General features: G+C 63.0%; 22 protein-coding genes. 6 read left to right on the forward strand and 16 right to left on the reverse strand.

The genetic code is table 11. The features are described 5' to 3' along the window. Positions 1-71: 71 nt before the first annotated feature. The 11 genes from BUA36_RS09820 to BUA36_RS09870 form a co-directional block, all read right to left on the reverse strand. Positions 72-956, reverse strand: coding sequence for a MaoC/PaaZ C-terminal domain-containing protein (locus tag BUA36_RS09820; RefSeq protein ID WP_072783988.1), 885 nt, complete (start codon positions 954-956; stop codon positions 72-74). Beyond that, positions 953-2359: a serine hydrolase domain-containing protein gene (locus tag BUA36_RS09825; RefSeq protein WP_072783989.1), complete on the reverse strand. Its 1407-nt coding sequence runs from the start codon at positions 2357-2359 to the stop codon at positions 953-955. Before BUA36_RS09825 ends, BUA36_RS09820 begins: the two co-directional genes overlap by 4 nt. Continuing rightward, on the reverse strand, positions 2360-4753 hold the full coding sequence (locus tag BUA36_RS09830) for a TonB-dependent receptor (protein WP_139260457.1): 2394 nt from the start codon (positions 4751-4753) through the stop codon (positions 2360-2362). Next, positions 4750-5970 (reverse strand): sterol desaturase family protein, encoded by a 1221-nt coding sequence (locus BUA36_RS09835; RefSeq protein ID WP_072783991.1) that lies wholly within the window; start codon positions 5968-5970, stop codon positions 4750-4752. Before BUA36_RS09835 ends, BUA36_RS09830 begins: the two co-directional genes overlap by 4 nt. Positions 5971-6088: 118 nt before the next feature. Further along, on the reverse strand, positions 6089-6781 hold the full coding sequence (locus BUA36_RS09840; protein ID WP_072783992.1) for a CPBP family intramembrane glutamic endopeptidase: 693 nt from the start codon (positions 6779-6781) through the stop codon (positions 6089-6091). Positions 6782-6869: 88 nt separating this feature from the next. Then, positions 6870-7379: a peroxiredoxin family protein gene (locus tag BUA36_RS09845; protein WP_072783993.1), complete on the reverse strand. Its 510-nt coding sequence runs from the start codon at positions 7377-7379 to the stop codon at positions 6870-6872. A gap of 44 nt (positions 7380-7423) precedes the next feature. Next, complete coding sequence (locus tag BUA36_RS09850; protein ID WP_072783994.1) at positions 7424-8077, reverse strand: MarR family winged helix-turn-helix transcriptional regulator; 654 nt, start codon at positions 8075-8077, stop codon at positions 7424-7426. 51 nt (positions 8078-8128) lie between these two features. Next, a complete protein-coding gene (locus BUA36_RS09855) occupies positions 8129-10258 on the reverse strand; it encodes a TonB-dependent receptor (protein ID WP_072783996.1) in 2130 nt (709 codons plus the stop codon). 66 nt (positions 10259-10324) lie between these two features. Then, positions 10325-10660, reverse strand: coding sequence for a hypothetical protein (locus tag BUA36_RS09860; protein WP_229255657.1), 336 nt, complete (start codon positions 10658-10660; stop codon positions 10325-10327). Positions 10661-10688: 28 nt separating this feature from the next. Continuing rightward, on the reverse strand, positions 10689-11321 hold the full coding sequence (locus BUA36_RS09865; protein WP_072783999.1) for a LuxR C-terminal-related transcriptional regulator: 633 nt from the start codon (positions 11319-11321) through the stop codon (positions 10689-10691). A 21-nt stretch (positions 11322-11342) separates the two neighbouring features. Next, positions 11343-11717, reverse strand: a complete 375-nt coding sequence (locus tag BUA36_RS09870) for a DoxX family protein (RefSeq protein WP_072784002.1) — start codon at positions 11715-11717, stop codon at positions 11343-11345. A 171-nt stretch (positions 11718-11888) separates the two neighbouring features. On the opposite strand from BUA36_RS09870, the gene BUA36_RS09875 reads away from it, so the two are divergent. From BUA36_RS09875 to BUA36_RS09895, 5 genes are all read left to right on the forward strand, one after another. Then, the gene (locus BUA36_RS09875; protein ID WP_072784622.1) at positions 11889-12536 is read left to right on the forward strand and encodes a response regulator; all 648 of its coding nucleotides are present in this window, start codon (positions 11889-11891) and stop codon (positions 12534-12536) included. A gap of 125 nt (positions 12537-12661) precedes the next feature. After that, positions 12662-12925 (forward strand): DUF1427 family protein, encoded by a 264-nt coding sequence (locus BUA36_RS09880; RefSeq protein ID WP_072784004.1) that lies wholly within the window; start codon positions 12662-12664, stop codon positions 12923-12925. Next, positions 12925-14844 (forward strand): amidohydrolase, encoded by a 1920-nt coding sequence (locus tag BUA36_RS09885; RefSeq protein ID WP_072784007.1) that lies wholly within the window; start codon positions 12925-12927, stop codon positions 14842-14844. The genes BUA36_RS09880 and BUA36_RS09885 overlap by 1 nt, the downstream gene beginning before the upstream one ends. Next, positions 14844-15281, forward strand: a complete 438-nt coding sequence (locus BUA36_RS09890; protein ID WP_139260459.1) for a DoxX family protein — start codon at positions 14844-14846, stop codon at positions 15279-15281. The genes BUA36_RS09885 and BUA36_RS09890 overlap by 1 nt, the downstream gene beginning before the upstream one ends. Then, complete coding sequence (locus tag BUA36_RS09895; protein WP_072784009.1) at positions 15268-15924, forward strand: YoaK family protein; 657 nt, start codon at positions 15268-15270, stop codon at positions 15922-15924. The genes BUA36_RS09890 and BUA36_RS09895 overlap by 14 nt, the downstream gene beginning before the upstream one ends. A gap of 8 nt (positions 15925-15932) precedes the next feature. Here the strand turns inward: BUA36_RS09895 and BUA36_RS09900 are convergent, their stop codons facing one another. Both BUA36_RS09900 and BUA36_RS09905 read right to left on the reverse strand, forming a co-directional pair. After that, on the reverse strand, positions 15933-16565 hold the full coding sequence (locus BUA36_RS09900; RefSeq protein ID WP_072784011.1) for a response regulator transcription factor: 633 nt from the start codon (positions 16563-16565) through the stop codon (positions 15933-15935). 38 nt (positions 16566-16603) lie between these two features. Further along, the gene (locus BUA36_RS09905; protein WP_072784013.1) at positions 16604-17539 is read right to left on the reverse strand and encodes an MBL fold metallo-hydrolase; all 936 of its coding nucleotides are present in this window, start codon (positions 17537-17539) and stop codon (positions 16604-16606) included. Between the two features lie 119 nt (positions 17540-17658). Between BUA36_RS09905 and BUA36_RS09910 the strand changes: the two genes are divergently transcribed. Next, a complete protein-coding gene (locus BUA36_RS09910; protein ID WP_229255658.1) occupies positions 17659-18627 on the forward strand; it encodes a LysR family transcriptional regulator in 969 nt (322 codons plus the stop codon). Positions 18628-18659: 32 nt separating this feature from the next. Here the strand turns inward: BUA36_RS09910 and BUA36_RS09915 are convergent, their stop codons facing one another. From BUA36_RS09915 to BUA36_RS09925, 3 genes are read right to left on the reverse strand one after another with little or no spacing between them, the layout of a single operon-like run. Next, on the reverse strand, positions 18660-19607 hold the full coding sequence (locus BUA36_RS09915) for a tetratricopeptide repeat protein (protein ID WP_229255659.1): 948 nt from the start codon (positions 19605-19607) through the stop codon (positions 18660-18662). A gap of 41 nt (positions 19608-19648) precedes the next feature. Beyond that, positions 19649-20908 carry a D-amino acid dehydrogenase gene (locus BUA36_RS09920; protein WP_072784015.1) on the reverse strand — a complete coding sequence of 420 codons (1260 nt, stop codon included), beginning with the start codon at positions 20906-20908 and terminating at the stop codon, positions 19649-19651. Between the two features lie 47 nt (positions 20909-20955). Next, positions 20956-22803 carry a DUF885 domain-containing protein gene (locus tag BUA36_RS09925; protein ID WP_072784017.1) on the reverse strand — a complete coding sequence of 616 codons (1848 nt, stop codon included), beginning with the start codon at positions 22801-22803 and terminating at the stop codon, positions 20956-20958. Between the last annotated feature and the right edge of the window lie 32 nt (positions 22804-22835).

A 22835-nucleotide genomic window follows, 5' to 3' on the forward strand; every position in this document is an offset into this window, starting at 1 on the left:
TAAGGTTGATCTGGTGGCGTGACGATACACTGGTAAACCCGGCCATGCAACGGGCTGGCGTGGGGTAGCCGTTAGCGCAGCCGGCCCGCCAGATGGACCGCGGCGCCGTTGCCGGCCAGCCGCAATGCGCGCCAGCCGTCGGCGTCGGCGCTGCCTTCCGGCGCCACCTGCACTGATAGCGCGGCGCAGGGCAGGGGCACCGGCTTGACGAAGCGGATGTCGATTTCGTCAAAGCGCACACCCTGCCGCATCAGCACCTCATAACTGCGCACCAGGCTGCCGAAGCCGTGCAACACCATGCCGCGGAAAACCGAACGACGTGCCAACGGGCCGCACCAGTGGATGGGATTGAAGTCTCCCGTCAGCAGCGCAAAGCGCAGGCCATCGCGGTCATCCGCGTGCCACAGACCAGCGGTAGTCCACTGCGGCTCGGGGCCGCGCTCCTGCTGCGCTCTGGGCGCGCGCGGGCCGGGCAGCAGGAAACTCATATGCAGCTGCGCTTCGACCAGTGCCGGCTGTTGTTCGGTGCCAGTGGTGACCGCCACCACGACCTTGATGCGGCCAGGCGTTTCCTCGATGCGGTCAACACCGGCACGGACCAGCAACGGCGTGCCGCGTGGCAGAGGACCGTGCACGCGCAGCGTCACGCCCTGGTTGATAACGGTGACAAGGCGATAGGGCATGCGCAACAGCAGCTCGCCCACCAGCGGCAGGCTCCATTGCGACACCATATGGGGCGGCAGCTGGCCTGCATAACATCCGCTGGCGCCGGCCCAGGTCAGATACTGCTCCACCAGCTCATGCGATGGCGGCGCGATCAGGCGTTCCACCGGCGTGTTGACGCCATGGCGGGCGCGACGCAGTGCATGGGATATTGTATGGCCCACCACGCGTGCGCCGGTCAACAGCATCGGCAGCTGATAGCGCAACAGGCCATAGGGCACAGCGGCCGTCATGGCTGGACCTGTTTCACGACTGCCGCCAGCAGCGCCTGCGGTTGATACAGCAGCTTGTGCGGCGTCAGTCCAAGCCGCACGACCACCAGTTGCTGCGACGGCACGATGGCGATGCTCTGGCCATCGTGGCCTTCCATCCAGTAGGTATCGGCCGGCAGCTGGAAACGGGTGTCGGGATTCTGTCCTTCCGGCGTGTCGCCGGATGGTCCCCAGCGCCACAACTGGCCCTGGCCATACTGCCCGCCGGACGCCGTCGCCACCTGCTGCATGCCCTCGACAAAACCGGCCGGCAGTATGCGCTTGCCTTGCCAGACGCCGTCCTGCAGCAGAAACTGGCCGAAGCGCGCCCAGTCCAGCGTGTTCGCATACATATAGCTGGAACCCACCAGATTGCCGCGTGCATCGGCTTCGATGATCGCGCTGTGCATGCCCAGTGGTGCGAACAGGCGGTCATGCGGCAGTGCCAGCACGCTTGCCGCAGTGGCGCTGTGCCCGGCGCCGGCAGCGGCGCGCTGCCAGATGCGCGACAGCAGCACCGTGGTGCCGCTTGAATAATTCCACTTGGTGCCCGGCGCCTGTTCGAGCGGCTGCGCCGCCGTGAACGACGCCATGTCCGGTTCCAGATACAGCATGCGCGTTACGTCGGAAACGTCGCCATAGCTTTCGTTGTAGCGCAAGCCGCTGGTCATGGACATCAGCTGCGCCAGCGTGATCTGCGTACGGTTGTCTGCCTTGTCCTGCCAGAAGCCGCTCTGCGTCAAGGACAGCTTGCCGTCGGCGATCTGCATGCCTGCCAGCGCCGCGCTGACAGTCTTGGTCATCGACCATCCCAGCAGGGGCGTGGCGGCGTTGAAACCTGCGCCGTAACGCTGGGCAATGAGCCGGCCGCGGTGAATCACCGCCAGGCCGCGCATGCCGGGACCCGCCAGCGCATCCTGTTCCAGCAACGCCTGTACCGCAGGATTGCTCTCCGCCTGCGAGCCGGTAGGCCAGGCCACGTTGGGCGAGGGCGCCCATATCTTGATCGGATTGAACTGGTACTGCGAGGCTTGCGCTACATCGCCATCCGGTACCGCCGCGCAACCGGTGCCGGGGCGGTAGACCGCCAGCCCATCGCCGACAAAACCCAGGAACTGCGCGCGCACCGTCTTGCGCTCCTGATCGACACGCACGCTCAGATGTTTGAGGATGGGGTGGCCGGGCGCCTGCACGTCATCGGCTAGCACGGCCTGCGCATCGCGGCCGGCGATGAAGACATTGGAGCACACCATCTTGGCGCCGTAGTTTGCGCCCACCCGCAACAGCTCCGGCGGCTTGGTGGCCAGCACCACCGCCAGTGTCGCCGCACCGCCTGCTGCAAGCACCACTACTGCCGCAGCAGCCAGTACGATTTTTGATGCCATTTACATGCTAGCCCTGAATTCGACACCGATTGCGCGCGGTGGCGTGAGATAAGCATACGGCGCGCCGTATTGTTCCGTCTGACCGCCCAGCGACGTGATGTAACGCTGGTCGAAGACGTTATTGACGATCAATGCTACACCGTAGCGCGAAGTTGGGCTATCCCAACCGACGCGCAGATCGAATTTGCTCATCGCTTCGCCGGTTTTCAGCCTGGCGGTGCTCAGGCAGCTCAAGGCGGCGGTATCGTTGTTGCAGCGCTGGCTGGTGGCATGCGTGCCCTGGAAGTTGACGCTGGCGCGGCCGGCGGCATATTCCCAGTTCATATTGATGCCGGCCATCGCGGTCAGGCGTGGCGTGCCGACTGGCTGGCCGCCCAGGTCCAGCGTGACTTTGCCGCTGGCATCCAGACGCTGGTAGCGCGTGTAAGTCTGGTCGATGTATTCGAAGCCGCCGAACAAGGATACGCGCGGCGATATGCGGATACGGCCATCCACATCCAGGCCATGCGCCTTCTGGTCGCTGGAGACCACGTTATAAGTCGGCAGCGTGCCCACGCTATATAGCTGGATGTCCTGCAGGTTCTTGAACTTGTAGGCGAACAGCGAAGCGTTGATGCTGGCGCGGATGTCCGGCAGCGCCATCTTCATGCCGGCTTCGAAGTTGGTCATTTTTTCCGGCTCAAAGCTGGGGTCCTGGCCGGTGCGCGTGGTGGAAGCCGGATTTGGTGGCGTGAAGATGTTGAAGCCGCCGGCCTGGTAGCCGCGTGACACGGAGGTGAACAGCAGCGTGTCCTTGTTGAGCTTATGGTCCAGCACCAGGCGCGGGCTCCAGTCGGTCCAGTCCTTTTCACGCTGGACCGGCGACGATGCCAGTTGCGCGGCGGTGCCAAAGATGACGTTCGATGGGAAGGCCGAAGCGTCCAGGCCAGCCAAGGGGCCGAAGCGGTTGAGGAAATTATCCAGTTGCGGCGATACTCGGCCCGGCACAAACCAGGTCATGCTCTTGTTGTCGCGCGTGTAGCGCAGACCGATGGTGGCGTTGGTCTGCGGCGTCAGGTGCCAGATGGTGTCGCCGTAGATCGATGCGGACCTGGTGCGCACGTCGCTGTAGTGCGTCTCATCCCAGTTGAATACCGTATTTGGGCTGATGCCCGGCAGGCCAGCTGCCGCAAGGCCGCCAAACAGCATGGCGAAATTCGGACTGCCGCCCTGGAACTGGCTCAGGGTATCCAGTGTGCCGGTGGTGACGTAGGCGCCCGCATCCTGATGTTCATTGTTGTGATAGAAGCTCAGGCCCGCGATCCAGTCCAGCTTATCGGTTTTGCCGGACAGCTTGAACTCCTGCTGGAAGCTGTGCGCGTGCTTGGCATCCTGTGTGGTCAGGTATAGGTCCGGGCGTGCACCGCCATCGTTGTCGGTCAGGTTGTGGGTCTGGAAGCGGCGGTAGGCCGTGACGGAATTGAAGGTCATGCCCGCCACAGGTGCCTCGATGCGCAGCGTGGCGCCGTCAAACAAACGGCCTTCGGTACCTTGCTGGTCGTTGGCCAGCGGTGCGTCGAACGGGTTGACGAAGTTGGCGACGTAGGCCGCGTCATAGACGCCGCGGTAGCCGCCCAGCGGCAGGTTGGGGTCTTTGATGACGCCAAAGGCCGGACGGCCATACTGTTCCATGTTCTCGTGCTCCCACGTGAACACCAGTTTGGCGGCGTCGAAGTCCTTGCGCAGCGACAGGCGAGTAGCCCAGTCCTTGTCGCCGCCGGATTTCTTGCCGGTGGCCGTATTGTCCGCCCAGCCTTCGCTGCCGGAACGCACCGCGACCAGGCGGGCTGCGAAGGTGCTGGAGAACGGGTAGTTCATCATCACATCTGCATTGGCGCGGCCGAACTTGCCCAGTTTGACGTGGGCCGATGCATCCAGGTCATTGCCCGGTTCATTGGTGGTGATGGCGATGGCGCCGGCTGCGCTGTTACGGCCGAACAGCGTGCCTTGCGGGCCTTTGACGACTTCAATCCGCTGCACGTCGATGAAGTTCATCAGCGCGCCGCCGGTCTTGCCGGTGTAGACGCCGTCCACATAAATGCCAACCGGGGAATCGGTGGCGATGCCGAAATCGCCCGCCTGCACGCCACGGATGCCGAAGCTGGGCTGCGTAGGTTCGTTGGCATCGACGGTCAGACCGGGGATGTAGCCGTTGAGGTCTGCCAGATCCTTGGCGCCGACGTTGGCGATGTCTTTGGCGGTGACCACCTGCATGGTCATCGGCACGTCCTGTACCAGCTGCTTGCGCGACTGCGCGGTGACGACGACGGACTGGATATCGTCAGCGGCCCACGCGGGTGGTACGAAGAAGGCCGCAGCGAGGCTGGCGGCAAGTACGGTGCGATTTGTTTTCATGTCGTCTCCCATTGATTTGCTTTTATGTTTTTTTCCAGCCATAACGCAGCGCCCAGCGTGAGCGCCAGCACCGTTGCCCGCAGCAGCAACGGCGCCTCGTATCCAAACCAGTCCGGCAGCAATGTAAACGCCAGGCCAAGCAGCATGCCGCGTGCCTGCTCGATGCGCGCGCTCAGGCGGCGTCCTTCCAGCAGTGCGCCCACGGTAAAGGTGCTGGCGACAATCAGCAGCGCATACAGTGTCAGTTCGGGCAGCAGCAATGCCGGGCCGGTGGCAATCAGGTGTACGACGCACGGCACCAGCAGGGCGAATTGCAATGCGGCGTAGGCGGCTATCGGCGCTGGCGTGCCGGGACGGTAATGCTGGTACTGGCTGCCATCGAAATGGGGTAACGGTTCTCCCGTCCATGCGCCCGGGCCGCCCAGCCATACGTGCAGCTTTCTCCGCCAGCCCTTGACCTGCGTGGTGGATTGCCACAGGTCGGCGTAGTAGTGAAAATTGGCCCACAGCGGATTCAGGCTGCGCAGCGGCGAGCGTACGCCGTAGATGATTTTCTCGTCGTCGCGTTCGTCGGCAAAGGTACCGAACAGGCGGTCCCACAGGATCAGGATGCCGCCGTAGTTCTTGTCGATGCAGTAGTCGTTCTGCCCGTGGTGTACGCGGTGATTGGAGGGGGTGACGAAGACGCGGTCCATCCAGCCCAGGCGGCCCACCATTTCGGTATGCACCCAGTACTGGTACAGCAGGTCGATCAGTGCGACGCCGACCATGACGATGGGCGGCACGCCGGCCAGTGCCATCGGCAGGTAGAACACCCAACCAAAAATCCAGCCGCTGGATGTCTGGCGCAGTGCGGTGGACAGGTTATAGAACTCGGAAGAATGGTGCACCACGTGCGCAGCCCACAGCACAGCCACTTCGTGGCCCATGCGGTGCGCCCAGTAGTAGAAGAAATCGTAGACCAGCAGCGCCGCCAGCCAGACCCACACGCTGCTGATGGGCAGCGTGGTGAAACGCCAGTGATTGTAGACGGCGGTGTAAATGCCAAGCACCGCCAGTTTGACGAACAGGCCGGTGACCTGACTCAGTACGCCGAGATGCAGACTGGTTAAAGCATCTGCGGTGTCGTAGGCTTTGACACCGCGGCGACGGGCTATCCAAACCTCCACCAGGATGGAGGCCATGAAGACTGGAATGGCAAAGACGATAGGATTCACGTGAGGCCAAGATCGTTTAAGTCGCTTCGATTATGCCTACAACAATGCTTAATACTCAAGAAATTAGCGGCCATGTGACGCGTAACGAACACATTTGGGCCGCCAGCACGCTTGATAGTTAATCCAGTTGTAGCGCCGGCCGGCGCGCATGCAACTGCCAGGAAGTGAGGGCGCCGTTCAATGGCAGCACAATGTGAATCACCATCAGCCACCACAAGCTGCCGCTGAGCGCATAGGCTACGGCGAATGCCAGTGCCATGACGATGCTGAGTGCAAACTGTTTGGGATTCTTGTAGCCGTGGGCCGCGCCATAGGCAAGGCCGGACAGGGCGACTGCGCCCCAGACGCCGATGTAGGGTTTCAGTGCCAGCAGCAGGAAGCCGCGGTACAGCAATTCCCAGCCGCCGCCGAGGGCGAAGGCCAGCAGTACACACAGACGTAATTCTTCCGATGTGGTTGGCATGCCGGAGTCGCGCATGCGGTCCAGCATCTCCACGCGTTTTGCGTCTGTCATTTTGCTGGTGCTGCGGTAGGTGCTGGCAAGGAGTATCGCCATGCCGATGACGGCGGCGCCCAGGCACCACAGCGGCACGCCGGAGGCGGGGAGCGTCAGACCCAGGTCCACAGCGCTGTAACCGTTCCACCAGCAGCACGCCAGCATCGCTACCAGCAATAGGCAGACGTCGCGGATGGTGGCGACATAACGCTGCGCGAGTGGACGCTTGGGTGCAGTAGAAGGGCGCACGCTGCGCCACAGGTGTCTCACCGGGAGGATGAAGACGAGATAGAACGCCAGCACCAGATCGATCATATAAGCCCCGCCATGGAAAAATGACGACCGATTATACGTTACGAAATAAGCAATCTGTCAACGCCGGCGTTCTGGCTGTGATCTGCCGCTAGTTAATGCTGCACGCGCCGTCCTCGCACCGCGCCTGCTGCGGTGCGGCTTCGGCCACCAGTTGCCCGATCAGTGCACCGACCCGCATGTCCTCGGCCTGGCCGAAATGGCTCAGGCGCAGGCGCCCCTGGCGATCGATCAAGATCAGTGTCGGCGTACCGCGCAGCTGATATTGCGCCATCGTCAGCGGTACAGGGCTGTGTGGCGACGGCTGATCTATCGCGACCGGGAAGCCGATGCGGTATTCGTGCATGAAGGCTTCCAGTGCCGCGCGGTGCATGACGGCGTGATGCTCGAATACCGAATGCAATCCGAGCACCGCTACATCCTGTTCATCGAATGCGGCGCGGATGGCTTTGGCCTGCGGGATGCCATGCGAAACACAGCCAGGGCACAGCATCTGGAACGCGTAGATGACCACAACCTTGCCGCGCAACTGCGTCAGCGACAGCGGCTGTGCGGCGTTCAGCCAGGCGGCTACCTGGAGTTCGGGAGCGATAGCGTGCATGGTAGGACTCCTAATTAAAATGATTAAAAAAACGAAGCAAAAAACTACGCAAAAACTTTCCAGTTGCGTGCCTTGGCAAGTGGATCGGCTGGTTCATGTTCCTGGCAATCCATGCGCAGCAACGACACCGACAGCGGCGCATTCACCAGATTGCAGTGGTGCGGCGCAGGCTTGCCCGGGTGGGCGTTCGGTTCAAAGAAGCGGCACGACAGACAGGCCCGCATCTCGGGAAAGCGCTCTGTCTTTTGCAACTGCGCGATCAGCTTGAACAAGCCGCCAAGCAGTTCCGTCTGCGTGGATGCAGGCAGGGCGTCTGCGGCTTCTTCGGCAAAGTGCAAGGCGCTGCCGATGCGGGCAGCCATGACCGCGCCCTCCGGCGTGAGGAAAAGTGCGGTGGCGCGGCCATCATCCTCGGCGCGCGCCTTGTACAGCAAACCCTTGGCGACCAGTGCCGATACCGAATCGCTGGCACTGGCGGCGCTGATCGACAACTGCGACGCGAGCCAGGACAGGCGCACACCCTGCTTGCGGCCCTGAAGCAGCTGCAGCATCTCGGCCTGGGTGGGATTCAGGTTTTCGGCCGTGGCGAATTCCCACATACCGGAGCGCATCACGCTGGCGATGCGTCCGATAGAGGTAACGATGCGCGCTGAAACATCAGGCGTATCCTGCCACGGCTTTTTCGGTTTGGTGTCCATGCGGCGGATTATACACCGCAATTCTGATTTACAAAGGAGTCCTAATAAAGATCAGAAGCTGGTTGAGATGCCGGCATACAGCGAGCGGCGTTCGCCATACTGTGGCGCACCGACGCCCACACCTGAACCGTCACGCAGCAGGTAGGATTTGTCGAAGGCGTTGATGAGCGCCAGGCGGCCTTCCACCGTACCCACCGGCGTGGCCTTCCACGTATGCGTGAGCGCCAGGTTGACCGTGGTGTAATGCGGCAGGTGACCGGAGTTGGGGGCGCCGCCATCGGGCGTCAGGCGCAGGCCGCTGCCATACAGGAAGTCGCCGCTGACCTGCGAATCGCCCCAGTGATAGTGGGCGCCGCCGGAAACCGTGACCGTCTGGTCGTGGTCCACGTGAATATAGTGGTTGGCGATATACGCCAGTTCATCCGGTCCAAACAGCGACTGGCCGGAGATGATGTTGGTCGCCTCCGCCTTCTGGGTGGTCAGGTTGAGGAAGCTGCCCCAGTTCTTTTGGCTGTAGACGGCGGACAGTTCCAGGCCCTTGGCATAGCCGCGGTCATAGTTGAACGGCGACAGGATCAGTGCCTGTCCGAACTGGCCTTCATCCAGCATGTTGCGGATTTTCTTGTAGTAGGCATCGGCCGTCACGGTCAGCGATTCGCTGATCTGGTGGCTCAGGCCCACGTCGAAGTAGTGCGTACGTTCGGACTTCACATTGTCCGACACCGCTACCGCCGGGGCGTTCGAGGTGCCGGCATATTTGTCGATGCTGGACTGCGCCGCCAGCTCCTGCGGCGGTGGCGTGAAGTAGCGCGAATAGCCTGCATGCAGTGCCGTGCCTTTGGCCAGCTGGTACGCCACGTTGATGCGCGGGCTCCATTGCTGTTCGTCGACGAAGGCCGACACCTTGTCGAAGCGTACGCCGTAGTTGACGGTCAGCGGCGCGCCGATATGCCATTCATCCTGCAGATAAACGCTGGACAGCCGGCCGGTCTTGCTGCCGTTGTCGACGATGATGCGGGCGAGACTGCTGGCCTGGGTGCCGTCGTCGTTCATGTCGAACACGCCCACGGTGTTGTCGCTGTGCGTGGTCTGGCGCGTATAGGCCAGGCCGCCGCGTATGGTATGCGTGTCATTCAGCTTGTAGCTGGCATCGAACTGCAGGCCGTTGGCGGAGTTGGAGCGCAGCGTATTGGAGGAGACGCCGTTGTACACCAGATCGCCGACAGGATCGGGCGTGTAGTGCAGCTCCGAATACTGGTTAAAGGCCGATACCTGGTAGTTCAGTGCCCCCACGCTCTTTTGCAGCGACAGCGTGACAAAGCGGTTGGTCTCGCGCTGATGCTGGTCCAGCTGCGACGAGGCGGGCGGCGTGGCGCCAGACAGCGTAAAGCCTGGCGACTGCTCCGGGTTGTTGGGAATCTGGAAGCGGCCGTTATAGGTGCCGAACATCAGACCCAGGCGCGTGTCGTCGTCGAGGAAATAGGACAGGGCGCCGAAGGACTTGGTCTGTTTGGTGCGGTCATGCAGCGCATTGCGCGTCGGCAGCGGGTTTTCGATGCCCAGGTTATTCGACTCGTAGCTGCCGGACAGGTAGTAGTTGAATGCGCCCTGCGAGCCAAAGAACTCTGCGCTTGGTTCGACATGGTCATGGCTGCCGACCAGCACACCGATGCGGCCACCAGGCTGGGTCTTGCCTTCCTTGGTCTGGATGTCGATGATGCCCGCAGTGCGCAGGCCGAATTGCGCCGGCAGTGCGCCGGTCATGAAATCGGTCGACTCGACAAAGCGCGTATCGATGGACTGGCCAAAGCCGCTGATGGCCTCCGGCAGCTGCACGCCATTGACGCGGTACTGCACATTGCCATGGTCGTCGCGTACGTGGATGGAGCCGGAGCCTTTGGAGTCCTGGCTGATGCCTGGAAGGCGCAGCAGCACTTCATTGAATGGCGTGTTGTCGCCCTGGCCCAGCTGGTCAACCATGTGGCGGTCGATGCTATAAATGGTGGTGCCGACATTGGGTGACAGGTCGATGCGTGCGCTCTTCAGGTGGGCGGCGGTGACTTCCACTTGTGGAATTGGCGCCGCATCTGGTGCAGCAGTATCTTCCGCGTAAGCGTGATGTGCGTAAAAGGCGGCAGCGATCAGCAGTGGCAGGGTACGGAGTTGTGGCGTGTGTTGCATATTAAATCCTTGAATGTACAGACGTGGCGCTGCGGCGGCCCGCAAAGGGCGTGCAACGGTTTAAATTCAGATGGAAGTAACAGCAACGCCAGGCGGCGCGTGGGAAGGCGGGGTGAGATAGCTGGTCTGGGCGGCGCATACGGCTGCCGGCGTCGCCAGCACCGGAAGGCTGCTTTGCAGCGCGACTGGCGCGACATGCACGGTTGCCGGCGGAACGCCGCCAGTGGGCAGATGCACCACCGCGCAGGCGGCGCAATCGGGTTCGTGGTCAGTGTAGGCGTGGGTGTGCGAACCCGCGCCGAGCAGCTGCAACGCCAGGAACATCAGCACGAAGAACATCATGACGCGTTGATAACGCGTCTGGCGATGTTCGGTGCTCATGGTGATGGTCGGGGCGTACATACCCGGATTTTACAACGGAATCCGCTACTTAGTGCTGCTGATTGTGATAAGAGTCACCCACCAGTCCACGCCGCGTCGCCAGTACCACGGCGTGCGTACGTGCCGTGGCGCCAAGTTTGTCAAAAAGACCTTTTACGTGGGTCTTCACGGTGCCGACGCCGATGCCCAGTTCGCGCGCGATGGACTTGTTGCACTGGCCTTGCGCCAGCAGTTGCAGCACATCGGTTTCGCGGCTGGTCAGGCCGATGCGCGTGAAGCTGTCGGCCACACAGCGGCTCAGCTCCGGACTCAGGTAGCGCATGCCACGGCTCAGCGAACGCACCGCCACCAACAGCTGTCCGGCATCGGCATTTTGCAGCAGGTAGCCATGTACGCCGGCCATCATGGCGGTGCGGACTTCCCACTCGCGCTCCAGCTGCGTGACGATCAGTACGCGCGGCTGGGCGTCGTGGTGCGGGGCGCTGGCGGCGCGGCGCATGTGTTCCAGGCCGCCGCGGTGATCGAGGATGATGACATCCGCGCGTTCGCCGGGGGCGGCGATCCGCAGGTCGTCGTGTGCGCCCAGCAGGGCGGCCAGGCCGGCGCTGATGATCGCATCTGCGTGCGCGACCTGCACATGCACTTTGTCGGCTTGCTGGACGATGGCGTTATCATCTCGCATATCTCTCTCCTAAAATAAAAACTAAAATCTGTCGCTGTCGGACGGCACCACCAGCCGGCGGCGGCCAAACAGGCGCGCATCCACCGAGTAGGCGCCGGCCCCCATCAGCACCAGCGCAATCGCCGTCACGGTGGCGATCATCAGCATGGCCGTTTGCGGCCAGCCTGTGTAGCCCAGGCATATCACCTGCCACGCAGCGCTGAGCAGGGCCGCGACTGGCGTCAGCAGTCCGGCCACCAGCGCCATCACCAGCAGTAGCTCCAGCATCGCAAGCCACCATGGCGTGACGTTGCAGCAGCCGCTCACCATCAGCAGCTGCAAGCTCACGGCCACCCTGAGCATCAACAGGCCGATACCCGCGCTACCGCGCGGAAAACTGGAGCTGAATCCCCGCATTTGGTCCGGCCCTCATGAATACGCTATGCCAGGTAGAAGAGTAAGCGTTCCCGCCTGTCTTGCCACGCCCCGATCCGGGAGGAGCGCTCTACCCATATGGAGGTATAGGCAAAGGCTTGCGCTTGTGTCATGCTGCGTGCCAGCTGTCAGAACTTTAATCACGAGATACGCATGAACCCTAGGCCTATCACCATCCTGAGCGTGGACGATCACCCGATGTTCCGCGAAGGTATCGCCAGCGTGATCGCTGACGAGGAGGATATGCAGGTAGTGGAAGAAGCCACCAATGGCGCGCAGGCAGTCGAAGCCTATCGCCGCTTGCAGCCTGACGTCACGCTCATGGATATCCAGATGCCGGATATGAACGGCATCGACGCCACCCTCGCCATCCGCAAGGAATTCCCCAACGCGCGCATTGTCGTGCTGACGACCTATGAAGGCGACGTGCTGGCCCAGCGCGCAATCGCCGCCGGCGCTGCCGGTTATCTGCTCAAGAGCATGCTGCGCAAGGAGCTGCTGGCCACCATTCGCTGCGTGCACCAGGGGCGCCGCAGCATTCCGGCGGCGGTGGCCACCGGTATCGCCGAACACTGGCACGAGGGTGCGCTGAGCAAGCGCGAAGTGGAGGTGCTGCAGCTGGTCGCAGGAGGGCAGAGCAACAAGCGCATCGGCATGCATCTGGTGATCTCGGAGGAGACGGTCAAGGTGCACATGAAAAGCATCTTGGCCAAGCTCAATGCCAGCGACCGCACGCACGCCGTCACACTGGCGATTGAGCGCGGCATTCTCGACCTGCATTCCTGCGGCGTGATCCAGTAGCCGGTCCATGCGCCGGCCGCCCCTGTCAAAAGAGGGAGCCCGGGGCGATCATTACCGGTGATGCCAGAAGCAGGCGTGCTCTCTACACTATGGGCACGATTTACTTACTGGAGTACCGTTAGATCATGAAAATGTATATCGTATCCGTGGCTGTTGGCTTGCTGGTCGGCCTGATTTACGGCTTCCTGAATGTGCGCTCGCCCGCGCCGCCGGTGATTGCGCTGGTTGGCCTGCTTGGCATGCTGCTCGGCGAGCAGTTGCCGCCGCTGCTGCGCCAGCTGTGGCAACAGGAAGCCCCCAAAGTCTCGTGGATCGAAGACCACGTCAAACCGCATTGTTTCGGCCAGCTGCCGTCCGCGCAGAAGTCCGATGAAACCAGGAGCACCTGATGACCCAAACTCCCGACCTGATTCTGCACCGTGGCCTGTTCACCACACTGGACCGCAGCAATCCGCATGCCGAAGCTGTCGCCATCACGGATGGCAAATTTACCGCCGTCGGCCGCGCCAATGAGATCATGGCGCTGGCCGGGCCGAATACCCGGATCATCGACCTGCACGGCAAGCGCGTGCTGCCAGGGCTGATCGACAATCACTGCCACATCATCCGTGGCGGCCTGAATTTCAACCTGGAGCTGCGCTGGGACGGCGTGCGCTCGCTGGCCGACGCCATGGCCATGCTCAAGGCACAGGTGGCGATTACGCCTGCGCCGCAGTGGGTGCGCGTGGTGGGCGGTTTCACCGAACACCAGTTTGCCGAGAAGCGTCTGCCGACCATCGAGGAACTGAACGCGGTGGCGCCGGATACGCCGGTGTTCATCCTGCACCTGTACGACCGCGCACTGCTGAACGGCGCTGCGCTGCGTGCCGTTGGATACAACAAGGAGACGCCGGCGCCGCCAGGCGGCGAGATCATGCGTGACGGCTCAGGCAATCCTACCGGCCTGCTGCTGGCCAAGCCGAATGCCTCGATTCTGTACGCCACGCTGGCGAAAGGGCCGAAGCTGCCGCTGGAATACCAGGTCAATTCGACGCGCCACTTCATGCGCGAACTGAATCGCCTTGGCGTGACCGGCGTGATCGACGCGGGCGGCGGCTTCCAGAACTATCCGGACGACTATCAGGTGATCCAGCAGCTGGCCGATGAAAAGCAGCTGACCATCCGCATGGCCTACAACCTGTTCACGCAGAAGCCCAAGCAGGAGAAGGAAGACTTCATCAACTGGACGCAGAGCGTGAAGTACCAGCAGGGCGACGACTACTTCCGTCACAACGGCGCAGGCGAGATGCTGACTTTCTCGGCCGCCGACTTCGAAGACTTCCGCCAGCCGCGCCCTGACATGCCGGACAATATGGAAGACGACCTGGAAGGCGTGGTGCGCGTGCTGGCGCAGAACCGCTGGCCATGGCGCATGCACGCGACCTACGACGAAACCATCAGCCGCGCGCTGGACGTGTTTGAGCGCGTGAATCAGGACGTCCCGCTGGAAGGCCTGAACTGGTTCTTCGACCATGCCGAGACCATTTCCGACCGTTCGATTGACCGTATCGCAGCGCTGGGCGGCGGTATCGCCGTGCAGCACCGCATGGCCTATCAGGGTGAGTACTTCATCGAGCGCTATGGCCACGGTGCAGCCGAAGCCACGCCGCCGGTAAAGAAAATCCTCGAAGCCGGCGTGAAGACCTCGGCAGGCACCGATGCCACCCGCGTCGCCTCGTACAACCCTTGGGTATCGCTGGCCTGGCTCATCACCGGCAAGACCGTCAGCGGCGCCCAGTTGTACCCGCGCGCCAACTGCCTGGACCGCGAAGCAGCGCTGCGCATGTGGACCGAGAACACCACCTGGTTCTCGAACGAGGAAGGCAAGAAAGGCCGTATCCAGGTTGGCCAGCTGGCCGACATGATCGTGCCAGACAAAGACTTCTTCGCCTGCGCGGAAAGCGAAATCTGGGACCTGGCTTCGGACCTGACCATCGTCGGCGGCAAAGTGGTGTATGCGGCCGGCATGTTCGCCAGCCACGATCTGCCGCCGCCGCCCGCAATGCCCGACTGGTCGCCGGTGCGCCGCTTCGGTGGCTATGCCGGCTGGGGCGAGAAGCAAGGCACCAGCCGTGCCGCGCTCAAGGAGCTGGAGCAGCGCCAGTTGCAGCAGAAGCGCGAACGCCAGCAGCAGGCCGCCGCCTGCGGCTGCGCCAATAACTGCAATGTGCACGGCCACCAGCACACCGGCGCGTGGGCCAGCAAGTTGCCGATCTCCGACCTGAAGAGCTTCTGGGGCGCGCTGGGTTGCGCCTGCTGGGCGGTGTGATGCGGTCGCCGGATATCGCCACGACCAGCGTTCCGCACGGCGGCGTGAGGGCGCCATGGGTACGCCGGGTATGCCTGCTGCTGTTGTGCGCCGCCTATCTCCAGGGCGGCATCAACAAGCTGACTGACTTCAATGCCGCCATCGGCGAGATGCAGCATTTCGGCCTGTCACCTGCGGCGCCCCTGGCAGCGCTGGTGATCGCGCTGGAACTGGGCGCGTCGGTCGCCATCCTGACCGGCTTTTACCGCTGGCTGGGCGCGGGCTTTCTTGGCGTGTTCACGCTGATGGCAACCTTCGTGGCCAACCGTTTCTGGGAGATGTCGGGCATGGAGCGCTTCATGGCCGCCAACAGCTTCTTCGAGCATCTGGGCCTGACCGGCGCCTTCCTGCTGGTGGCCTGGCTCGATATGCAGAAAGGCGGCGATGGAACGCGGTGACATCAAGCAGGGCATCGCGCTGGGTTTCCTGGCCGGGTATGTGGACACGCTGGGCTTTGTCGGGCTGTTCGGCCTGTTCACCGCCCACGTGACCGGCAACTTCGTACTGATAGGCCGCGCGCTGATCGAGCCCTCGCAATCGATCACCATCAAGCTCATGGTGTTCCCAGTATTTATCCTGTTTGTCGCGCTGGCGCGGCTGGCGATACTGTACTGGGACCGGCGCAGCGCCAAAACGCTGCGCAACAGCTTCCTGTTCCAGCTGGCGATGATGCTGGCGACCGTGGTGTGCGCGTGGCACGCGGCGCCGGTGGTGCGGGCCTCCGCGCCGCTGACACTGATGACTGGCATGCTGTGCGCCGGCGCCATGGCGGTGCAGAACTGCTACGGCAAGCTTTTGCTGGGCAAGACGGCGGCCACCACGGTCATGACGGGCAATGTGACCACGCTGGTGATTGAGCTGGTGGACTCGCTGCGCGGCGATCCCGAGGCGATAGGCCGCTGCAAAAAGCTGACCTGGCCGGTGCTGGCGTTTGCCGCCGGCTGCATGAGCGGCGGCGTCGGGTTTGTGCTGGCTGGCTTCCACGGCCTGCTGCTGCCGTGCGTGTTGCTGGTCTGGCTGGCCTGGAGTGCGAAGGACTAGATCGTCAATTACATTGTAATAATCCCGCGCTTGAGGGCGATCGTTACCGCGTGGGTGCGATCGTTCGCGGCCAGTTTGGCCAGCACGTTCTTCATATGCGCCTTGACGGTTTCCTCGGAAATCGACAGGCGTTCCGCGATGCGGCGATTGGAATTTCCGGTCGCCGCATAATTCAACACTTCCATCTCGCGCGAGCTTAACGGACCCTGGCCCATGTGCTGGGCCAGTTCCATGGCGATTTCCGGCGGGATGCGGCGCTGGCCCATGTGCACACCGCGCACGGTGTCCAGCAAGTCCTTGCGCAAAGTGCTCTTCAACAGGAAGCCGGCGGCGCCACCCTGGACGGCGCGCAGGATCTGCGCGTCGCCCTTGTAGGTGGTCAGCATGACGACACGGGCGTTGTTATGCTCGCGGCGGATTTCCTGCAGCGCGGTGACGCCATCCATTTCCGGCATGGCGATATCCATGATGGTGACGTCGGGCCGCAGCTGCGCGTGCGCGGCGACGGCCTCGCGGCCATTGCTTGCTTCGCCCACCCAGGCCATGTCGGCCTGGCTGGAGATGGCCTCGCCCAGGCCAGCACGCAACAGCGGATGGTCGTCCACAACCAGCACGGAAATAGGGCGGGAAGTATCACTCATACTACGCATTGTCACGATATTCGCTGACACCAGACTGACTAGCGCAACTGCGTGTAGCTGACCGGCACCCAGTCGTAGCCTTTGCCCGCCGTGCGCAGATGGCCCAGGCCCGGGAAGGAGATGTGGCTGGCGCCCACCAGCGCACCTTCCCTGGCTGCCGCCTGGAAGACCTTGGCGCGTGCAGCTGCGGCGTTCTTGGCGTCGCTGTCAAAACCGATCGTCACTTCCGGATGCGGGAACTGCACCGCGCCTGCGTGGATCAGGTCACCGATCAGCACCAGCTTCTTGCCCTTGCTTTCCACCGTATAGATGGTGTGGCCTGGCGTGTGGCCGTAGCTGGACGTGGCGCGCACGCCGGCTGCCAGTTCAGTGTCGCCGCTGAACGGTTGCACGCGCTGGGCGTAGGGATTCAGCGACGCCATCGCGCCCTGGAAGAAGCCTTTGCTGGCGGCCGGCGCCTTGTCCATATTGGCCTGGCTGAGCCAGAAGTCGGTATCGTGCTTGTCGGCGCGCACCACGGCGTTGGTGAACACGGTCTGGCTGCTGGCTGCCAGGCCGCCCACGTGGTCCGGGTGCAGGTGGGTCAGGTAGATTTCATCCACTTGCTCCGGCTGATAACCGGAGGCCTTCAGGTTGGCCACCAGCTTGCCCAGGGTCGGGCCGAACAGGCTGCCCGCGCCCGTATCCACCAGTATCAGTTTGCTGCCGGTGTTAATCAGGAAGGCGTTGACCGACGATTCGGTTGGCGTGTTCTGGAAGTTGCGGGCCAGCGCCTTGGTGGTGACGGCAGCCGGTTCGTGCAGCAGTTTGTCGAATGGCAGATCGATTGTGCCATCGCTCAGCGCGGTGACTTCAAAATCGCCCAGCATGATGCGATGGAAGCCTGGCGCATTGGTGCCGGCCAGCGGCGCGGCAGCAAACACAGGAGCGTAAACGGCGAAGGCCAGAGCGGCAAACAGGGGTGTGAATTTCATTATTGTCATCCTTAACAATTCATCGATAAGCGAAGTATGCTGCTTTGCAAAAAATGGCACAATATGCAAAAAGGCAAATAGTCTTTGCAAAATCCGCAAAGATGTCTGCCGGTGGAGAAATGATGATTGATGCTTTGAAGTGCTTCGTGACCGTGGTGGAGTTGAGCAGTTTGTCGCGGGCTGCGGTACAGCTGGAAATGGCCGTGTCTTCGGTGTCGCGCAAGATCGACGCGCTGGAGTCTGAACTGGGCGCGCGCCTGCTGCTGCGCAGCTCGCGCCATGTGGTGGTGACCGATGCGGGGGAGCGCTTCCTGCCGCGTGCTCGCAATATCCTGGCCGAGCTGGCGGATGGCAAACATGCCGTGCAGGAGCTGGACAGCGAGCCTCGCGGCCTGCTGACGGTGACTGCGCCGGCCGCATTCGGGCGCCTGCATGTGGCGCCGGCGATCGCCTCGTTCCTGCAGCGCTATCCGCTGATTGAAGTGGATCTGCATGTCAGCGACGACGTGGTGGACCTGTCCGCGCGACGCGTGGATGTTGCAGTGCGGGCCGGCGTGCTGCCTGCCAGCGACCTGGTGGCGACGTGGCTGGCGGGAATGAACCGTGTGGTCAGCGCCAGCCCGGCCTATCTGGCGCGGTATGGCTGGCCGGCGTCGCCCGAGGACCTGCTCAAGCATCAGTGCCTGACGGTGAATGGCCGCGTGCCGCCGCGCGGCTGGTGGCGCTTTGAAGGTGTCAACGGTAACCAGCCCTTGCCGGTCAAGGGCAATCTGCGCTGCGACGATACCGACTCGCTGCTGCATGCGGCCATCAGCGGCGCCGGCATTGTGCATCTGGCCAACTGGCTGGCCAGTGATGCGATTGTGGCGGGCCAGCTGGTGCCGGTGTTTCCGATGCTGCCGATTGAGCGCGACGACGTGCGCCGCGATACGAATGCGCCGGCGATACATGCCGTGCATATGCCGGGCCGGTCCAACCAGGCCAAGTCACAGCTGTTGATACGTCATTTGAAGGAGTATTTTGGCAGTCCCGCATATTGGGACGTGGCGATGGAGGCTGCCGGGGCGGGCGAGCGCCGCGCCCCGTGAGGTGAGTCAGCGGTCAGGCAGATGCAACGGGCTTAGTCCCAGTCGCTGCCGCCACCACCACCGCCGCTGTCGCTGCTGCCGCCGCCATCATCCCAGCCACCGCTGGTGCCAAAGTCGTTGCCGCCCATGTCGTCACGGCGCAGCAGTTCGTCGCGCGAGGACGGATCGTCGTAGACGATGTCATTGCGTGGCTGGCCGGAGCCGGAATCGTGGTTGCCGCCCGTGAACTGGCGCGCAATCGCTTCGCCGGCCACGATACCTGCACCTACTGCGGCGCCGGTCGCCAGGCCGCCCATGATGCGCGAGCCCATGCCAGGCTGCTGCGGTTGCGGATAGCCCGGTTGGCCGTAGCCTGGCTGGCCATAACCCTGTTGCGGTACGCCACCCGGCGTATAGCCTGGAGCGCCGCCGGGATTGTAGCCGCCCGGGTTGAAGCCATCATTAACGGCTTGCTGTTGCTGGCCGCGCTGCATGAAGCGGGTCGCCAGCCAGATAAAGCCAACCAGGCCGACGCCCAGGATCAGGATACTGGTCAGGGAAAAGCCGCTGCTTTGCTGTGGCGCGTTGGCGTAGCCGCCGCTGTTATAGCCGCTGCCGCCGCCATTCTGGCGTGCCGGCTGCTGCGAATAATTCACCTTCTGGCCTTGCACCAGCAGGGTTTTGAGCTTGGTCACCGCGGCGGGATCGATTTTGGGCAGGCCGGGGGCCAGCTGTTCAGCCTTGGCCAGCGACGCTTGCGCAGCCACGAACTGGCCTTGCTTGGCCTGCAGCTCGGCTTCGACAAAATACGCCTTCGCGCTGTTCGGGTGCGCTTTGAGCACCTGGTCCAGCATGGACTGGGCTTCCGCGTACTTGCCCGCTTCCGCCGCCACATAGATTTCGTGGATGGTGGGTTCGGCGGCAAATACAGGTGCGGTCAGCGCCATGGCGCCCGCCAGCAAGGTGATACGTGCAATAGATTTAGCCGTCAAATGTTTCATGTGATACCTCCTGGTGAAGACAGGCCTAAGATGAAGCTAGTTTACGCTAATTTCAAGGGGGTGGCGGTGCGCTGCAACACAGAGTCCCGCGAAGCGGCAATGGCGCCCGCCACCATCTCGGCCGTGGCGGCGGCCAGCGTCCAGCCCAGATGGCCGTGGCCGGTGTTGTAATACACGCCTGAGACCTTGCCGGCGCCCACGCGCGGCACCAGATCCGGCATCATGGGCCGCAGGCCGGCCCATGGCGTCAGGTTGCGGGTGCTGACCTCGGGGAAGTTCTGTTGCACCCAGTTGGTCAGCGGCGCGATGCGGTCGGCGCGAATGTCGCGGTTAAAGCCATTGAACTCCGCCGTGCCGGCCACGCGCAGGCGCTTGTCGCCCAACCGGCTGCAGACCAGTTTCACCGTGTCGTCCACCAGGCTGACATTGGGCGCGGCCGCCTGGCTGGCTGCATCGTCCAGATGCAGCGTGACCGAGTAGCCTTTGACCGGATAGACATTGACGTTCTCGCCCACTTGCGCGGCCAGCTCGCGGCTGGCAGCGCCGGCGCAAACCACCACGGCATCGTAATCGCTGGTAGTGGCGCTGTCGTCGTGCAGCACGGTCAGGCGCACGCCGTTGCTGATGGGGTTGAGCTGCACCACATGCTGATTGAAGCGCAGTTGCGCGCCCAGGCGCTGTGCCGCCTGCGCCAGGCCGGTGGTGAATTTGTGGATATCGCCGCTGCTGTCGCTGTCGGTGTAATGTCCGGCGTAGTACTGACCTTGCAGCGACGGCTCAATGGCCCGCATCTCCTCCGGCGTTACCGCGCGGCGCGGCACGCCCGCGCGCGCCAGCAGCTTGCTGACAGCGACCGCGTGTTCGAACTCTGCGCGGTCGTGGTGGATGTGCAGGATGCCCTGGCGTTTCAGGTCAAACTGTATGCCTTCCTCGTCGGCCCATTGGAACAGGTGCTCGCGCGCCGCCACCGCCATGCGGGCGAGGGCGATGGTGTTGTCGTGATAGTGCTGCATGGCGCCGATGAATTCGGAAAACCACGACAGCTTGTGCCACGTGGGATGCAGGTGCACCAGCAGCGGCGCATCGCGCTTGAGCATCCACTGCAGCGCCTTGGCGATGGTGGCGCGGTGATTCCAGACTTCCGCATTGGAGGCGGACAGCTGGCCGCCGTTGGCATACGAGGTTTCCATCGCCGCATAGCGATGGCGTTCCAGCAGGGTGACGGCAAAGCCGCGCTTGGCGAGGGCGTAGGCGGTGGTCACTCCCGTGACGCCGCCGCCGATGATGGCGATGGTTTTCATGATTTCGTGACAAGCTTACAAGAAAACCATCTCCGGATAAACGACTTTTACGTTTTCTGTTGTTTGGCGATGTAGCGGTCGATCACGGTCGGCAGCACGGTCAGCGGCACGCCAGTGCTGGTGACCAGCGCGTCGTTGAAGCCGGCCAGATCGAACTTGCCGCCCAGCGCCGCCTTGGCGCGCTCACGCTGGCGCAGGATTTCGTTGTGGCCCATCTTGTAGCCGCAAGCCTGGCCTGGCGATACTGTGTAGCGGTCGATTTCACTGGTCATGGCCTGCTGGCCGCGGCCCGTGTTCTCGACCAGGAAACGGATCGCCTGCTCGCGCGTCCACTTCATGGCGTGCATGCCTGTGTCCACCACCAGGCGGCAGGCGCGGAATTGCTGCGCTTGCAGATAGCCGATCTGGCTGAATGGATCGTTGGCGTACAGGCCAAATTCATCAACCAGTTGTTCCGCGTACAGCGCCCAGCCTTCGATGAAGGCGTTAAAGCCGATCAGCGAGGAGATCAGCGGCAGCTGGTCGTGGTGTTCGGCCAGGTAGGCGCCTTGCCACGCGTGGCCGGGCAGGCCTTCGTGCGCGGTCAGGGTGGCGATTTCCGACTTCGGCCACAACGTGGTCGATTTCAGGTTGATGTAGTAGATGGCAGGACGCGAACCGTCAAGCGAGGCAAAGTTCATATAGCCCAGCGGTGCGCCGGCTTCGATATCGACCGGCACGCGCTTGATTTGCAGCGGCACCTTCATGCCGAGGTGCGAAATTTGCGGCATCAGCTTGCGCACCGCCGTCACGCGCTCGTTGCAGTAGGCGATCAGTTCTTCGCGGCCCTTGTCGTTGTCGGCGTAAAAGCGTTGCGGCTGTTTCGACAACGCCAGCAGGCGCTGGCCCACAGTGCCATTGGTGATGCCCTGTTTTTTGAGGATGGCATCAATGCGCGCCTGCAGCTGCTTGTTCTGCTCCAGGCCAATCGCGTGGATTTCCTTTGCGCTGTGGGTGGTCGAGGTGCCGAGGCGCAGCGCCCATTCGTAATACGCGGCGCCATCCGGCAGGCGGTGTACGCCGGCCACGCTGGTCGCTTTGGCGGAGGCTTTGCTGAACGCGGCGATCTGGCGCTCCAGCGCTGGATAGATGGAACCCTCCACCAGTTTCAGCGCGCGGGCATTCCACTCGCCGGGGATGTTCTGCTTTTGCGTACGCTCGGTAATCGAGGTCACCAGCTTTTGTTTGGCAGCCGGCGTTTTGCGGAAGTCTTTCAGTTGGCCGAGTGCCGTGCGGCAGATGAAGTCGGGCGGCATGATGCCTTTGCCCGCCTGCTCCGCGATGCGCGCGGTTTCCTGGTCCAGCATCCTGGCCATGCCTTCCAGGCGGGCCATGTAGGCGTCGGCATCGGCGGCATTGTTGATCTGATGCTGGGAGTCGAGGAATTCCGGGAGGCGGGTCAGCGTGCCGTCCTGCTGCGTGACAGGGAAGGGCGCGGTGCCGCCATTGAAGCCGCTGGCCGCGCCACCGAACGGGAAGCGCAGACCTTGTACGCCCGATTCGGCGGCGTAGGCGATGGTGTCGTAGCGGGTTTGTGCCGTCTCGCTCAGGGCGGCGCGGCTGATCGCCTGCAGGCGGGTCTGGATGGATTTGACTTCCGCGGCCCATGCGGCATCGCCGGCCGGCGACAGATCTTCCAGCTGCGACTTCAGCGCGGCGCGCGCGTCCTTGTCCAGACCCAGGCCGGTGGCGCTGGTCGGCGACAGGCGCAGGATCTCTTCTGCGATATCGTCCAGCAGTTTGGCGAAGGTGGCGTCGGCGGCGTTGCCGCTGTCGGCAAAAGCCAGGCCAGGAGCGGTGCTGGCAGCAGTGGCGGAGAGCGTGGCCAACAGGAAGTCGCGGCGGGAGTAAGTCATGGCATCCTTTGTATGAGTAAGGTAAAGAATCA

Origin of the sequence: Duganella sacchari (assembly GCF_900143065.1) — a bacterium.
Classification (GTDB): Bacteria; Pseudomonadota; Gammaproteobacteria; order Burkholderiales; family Burkholderiaceae_D; genus Rugamonas; species Rugamonas sacchari.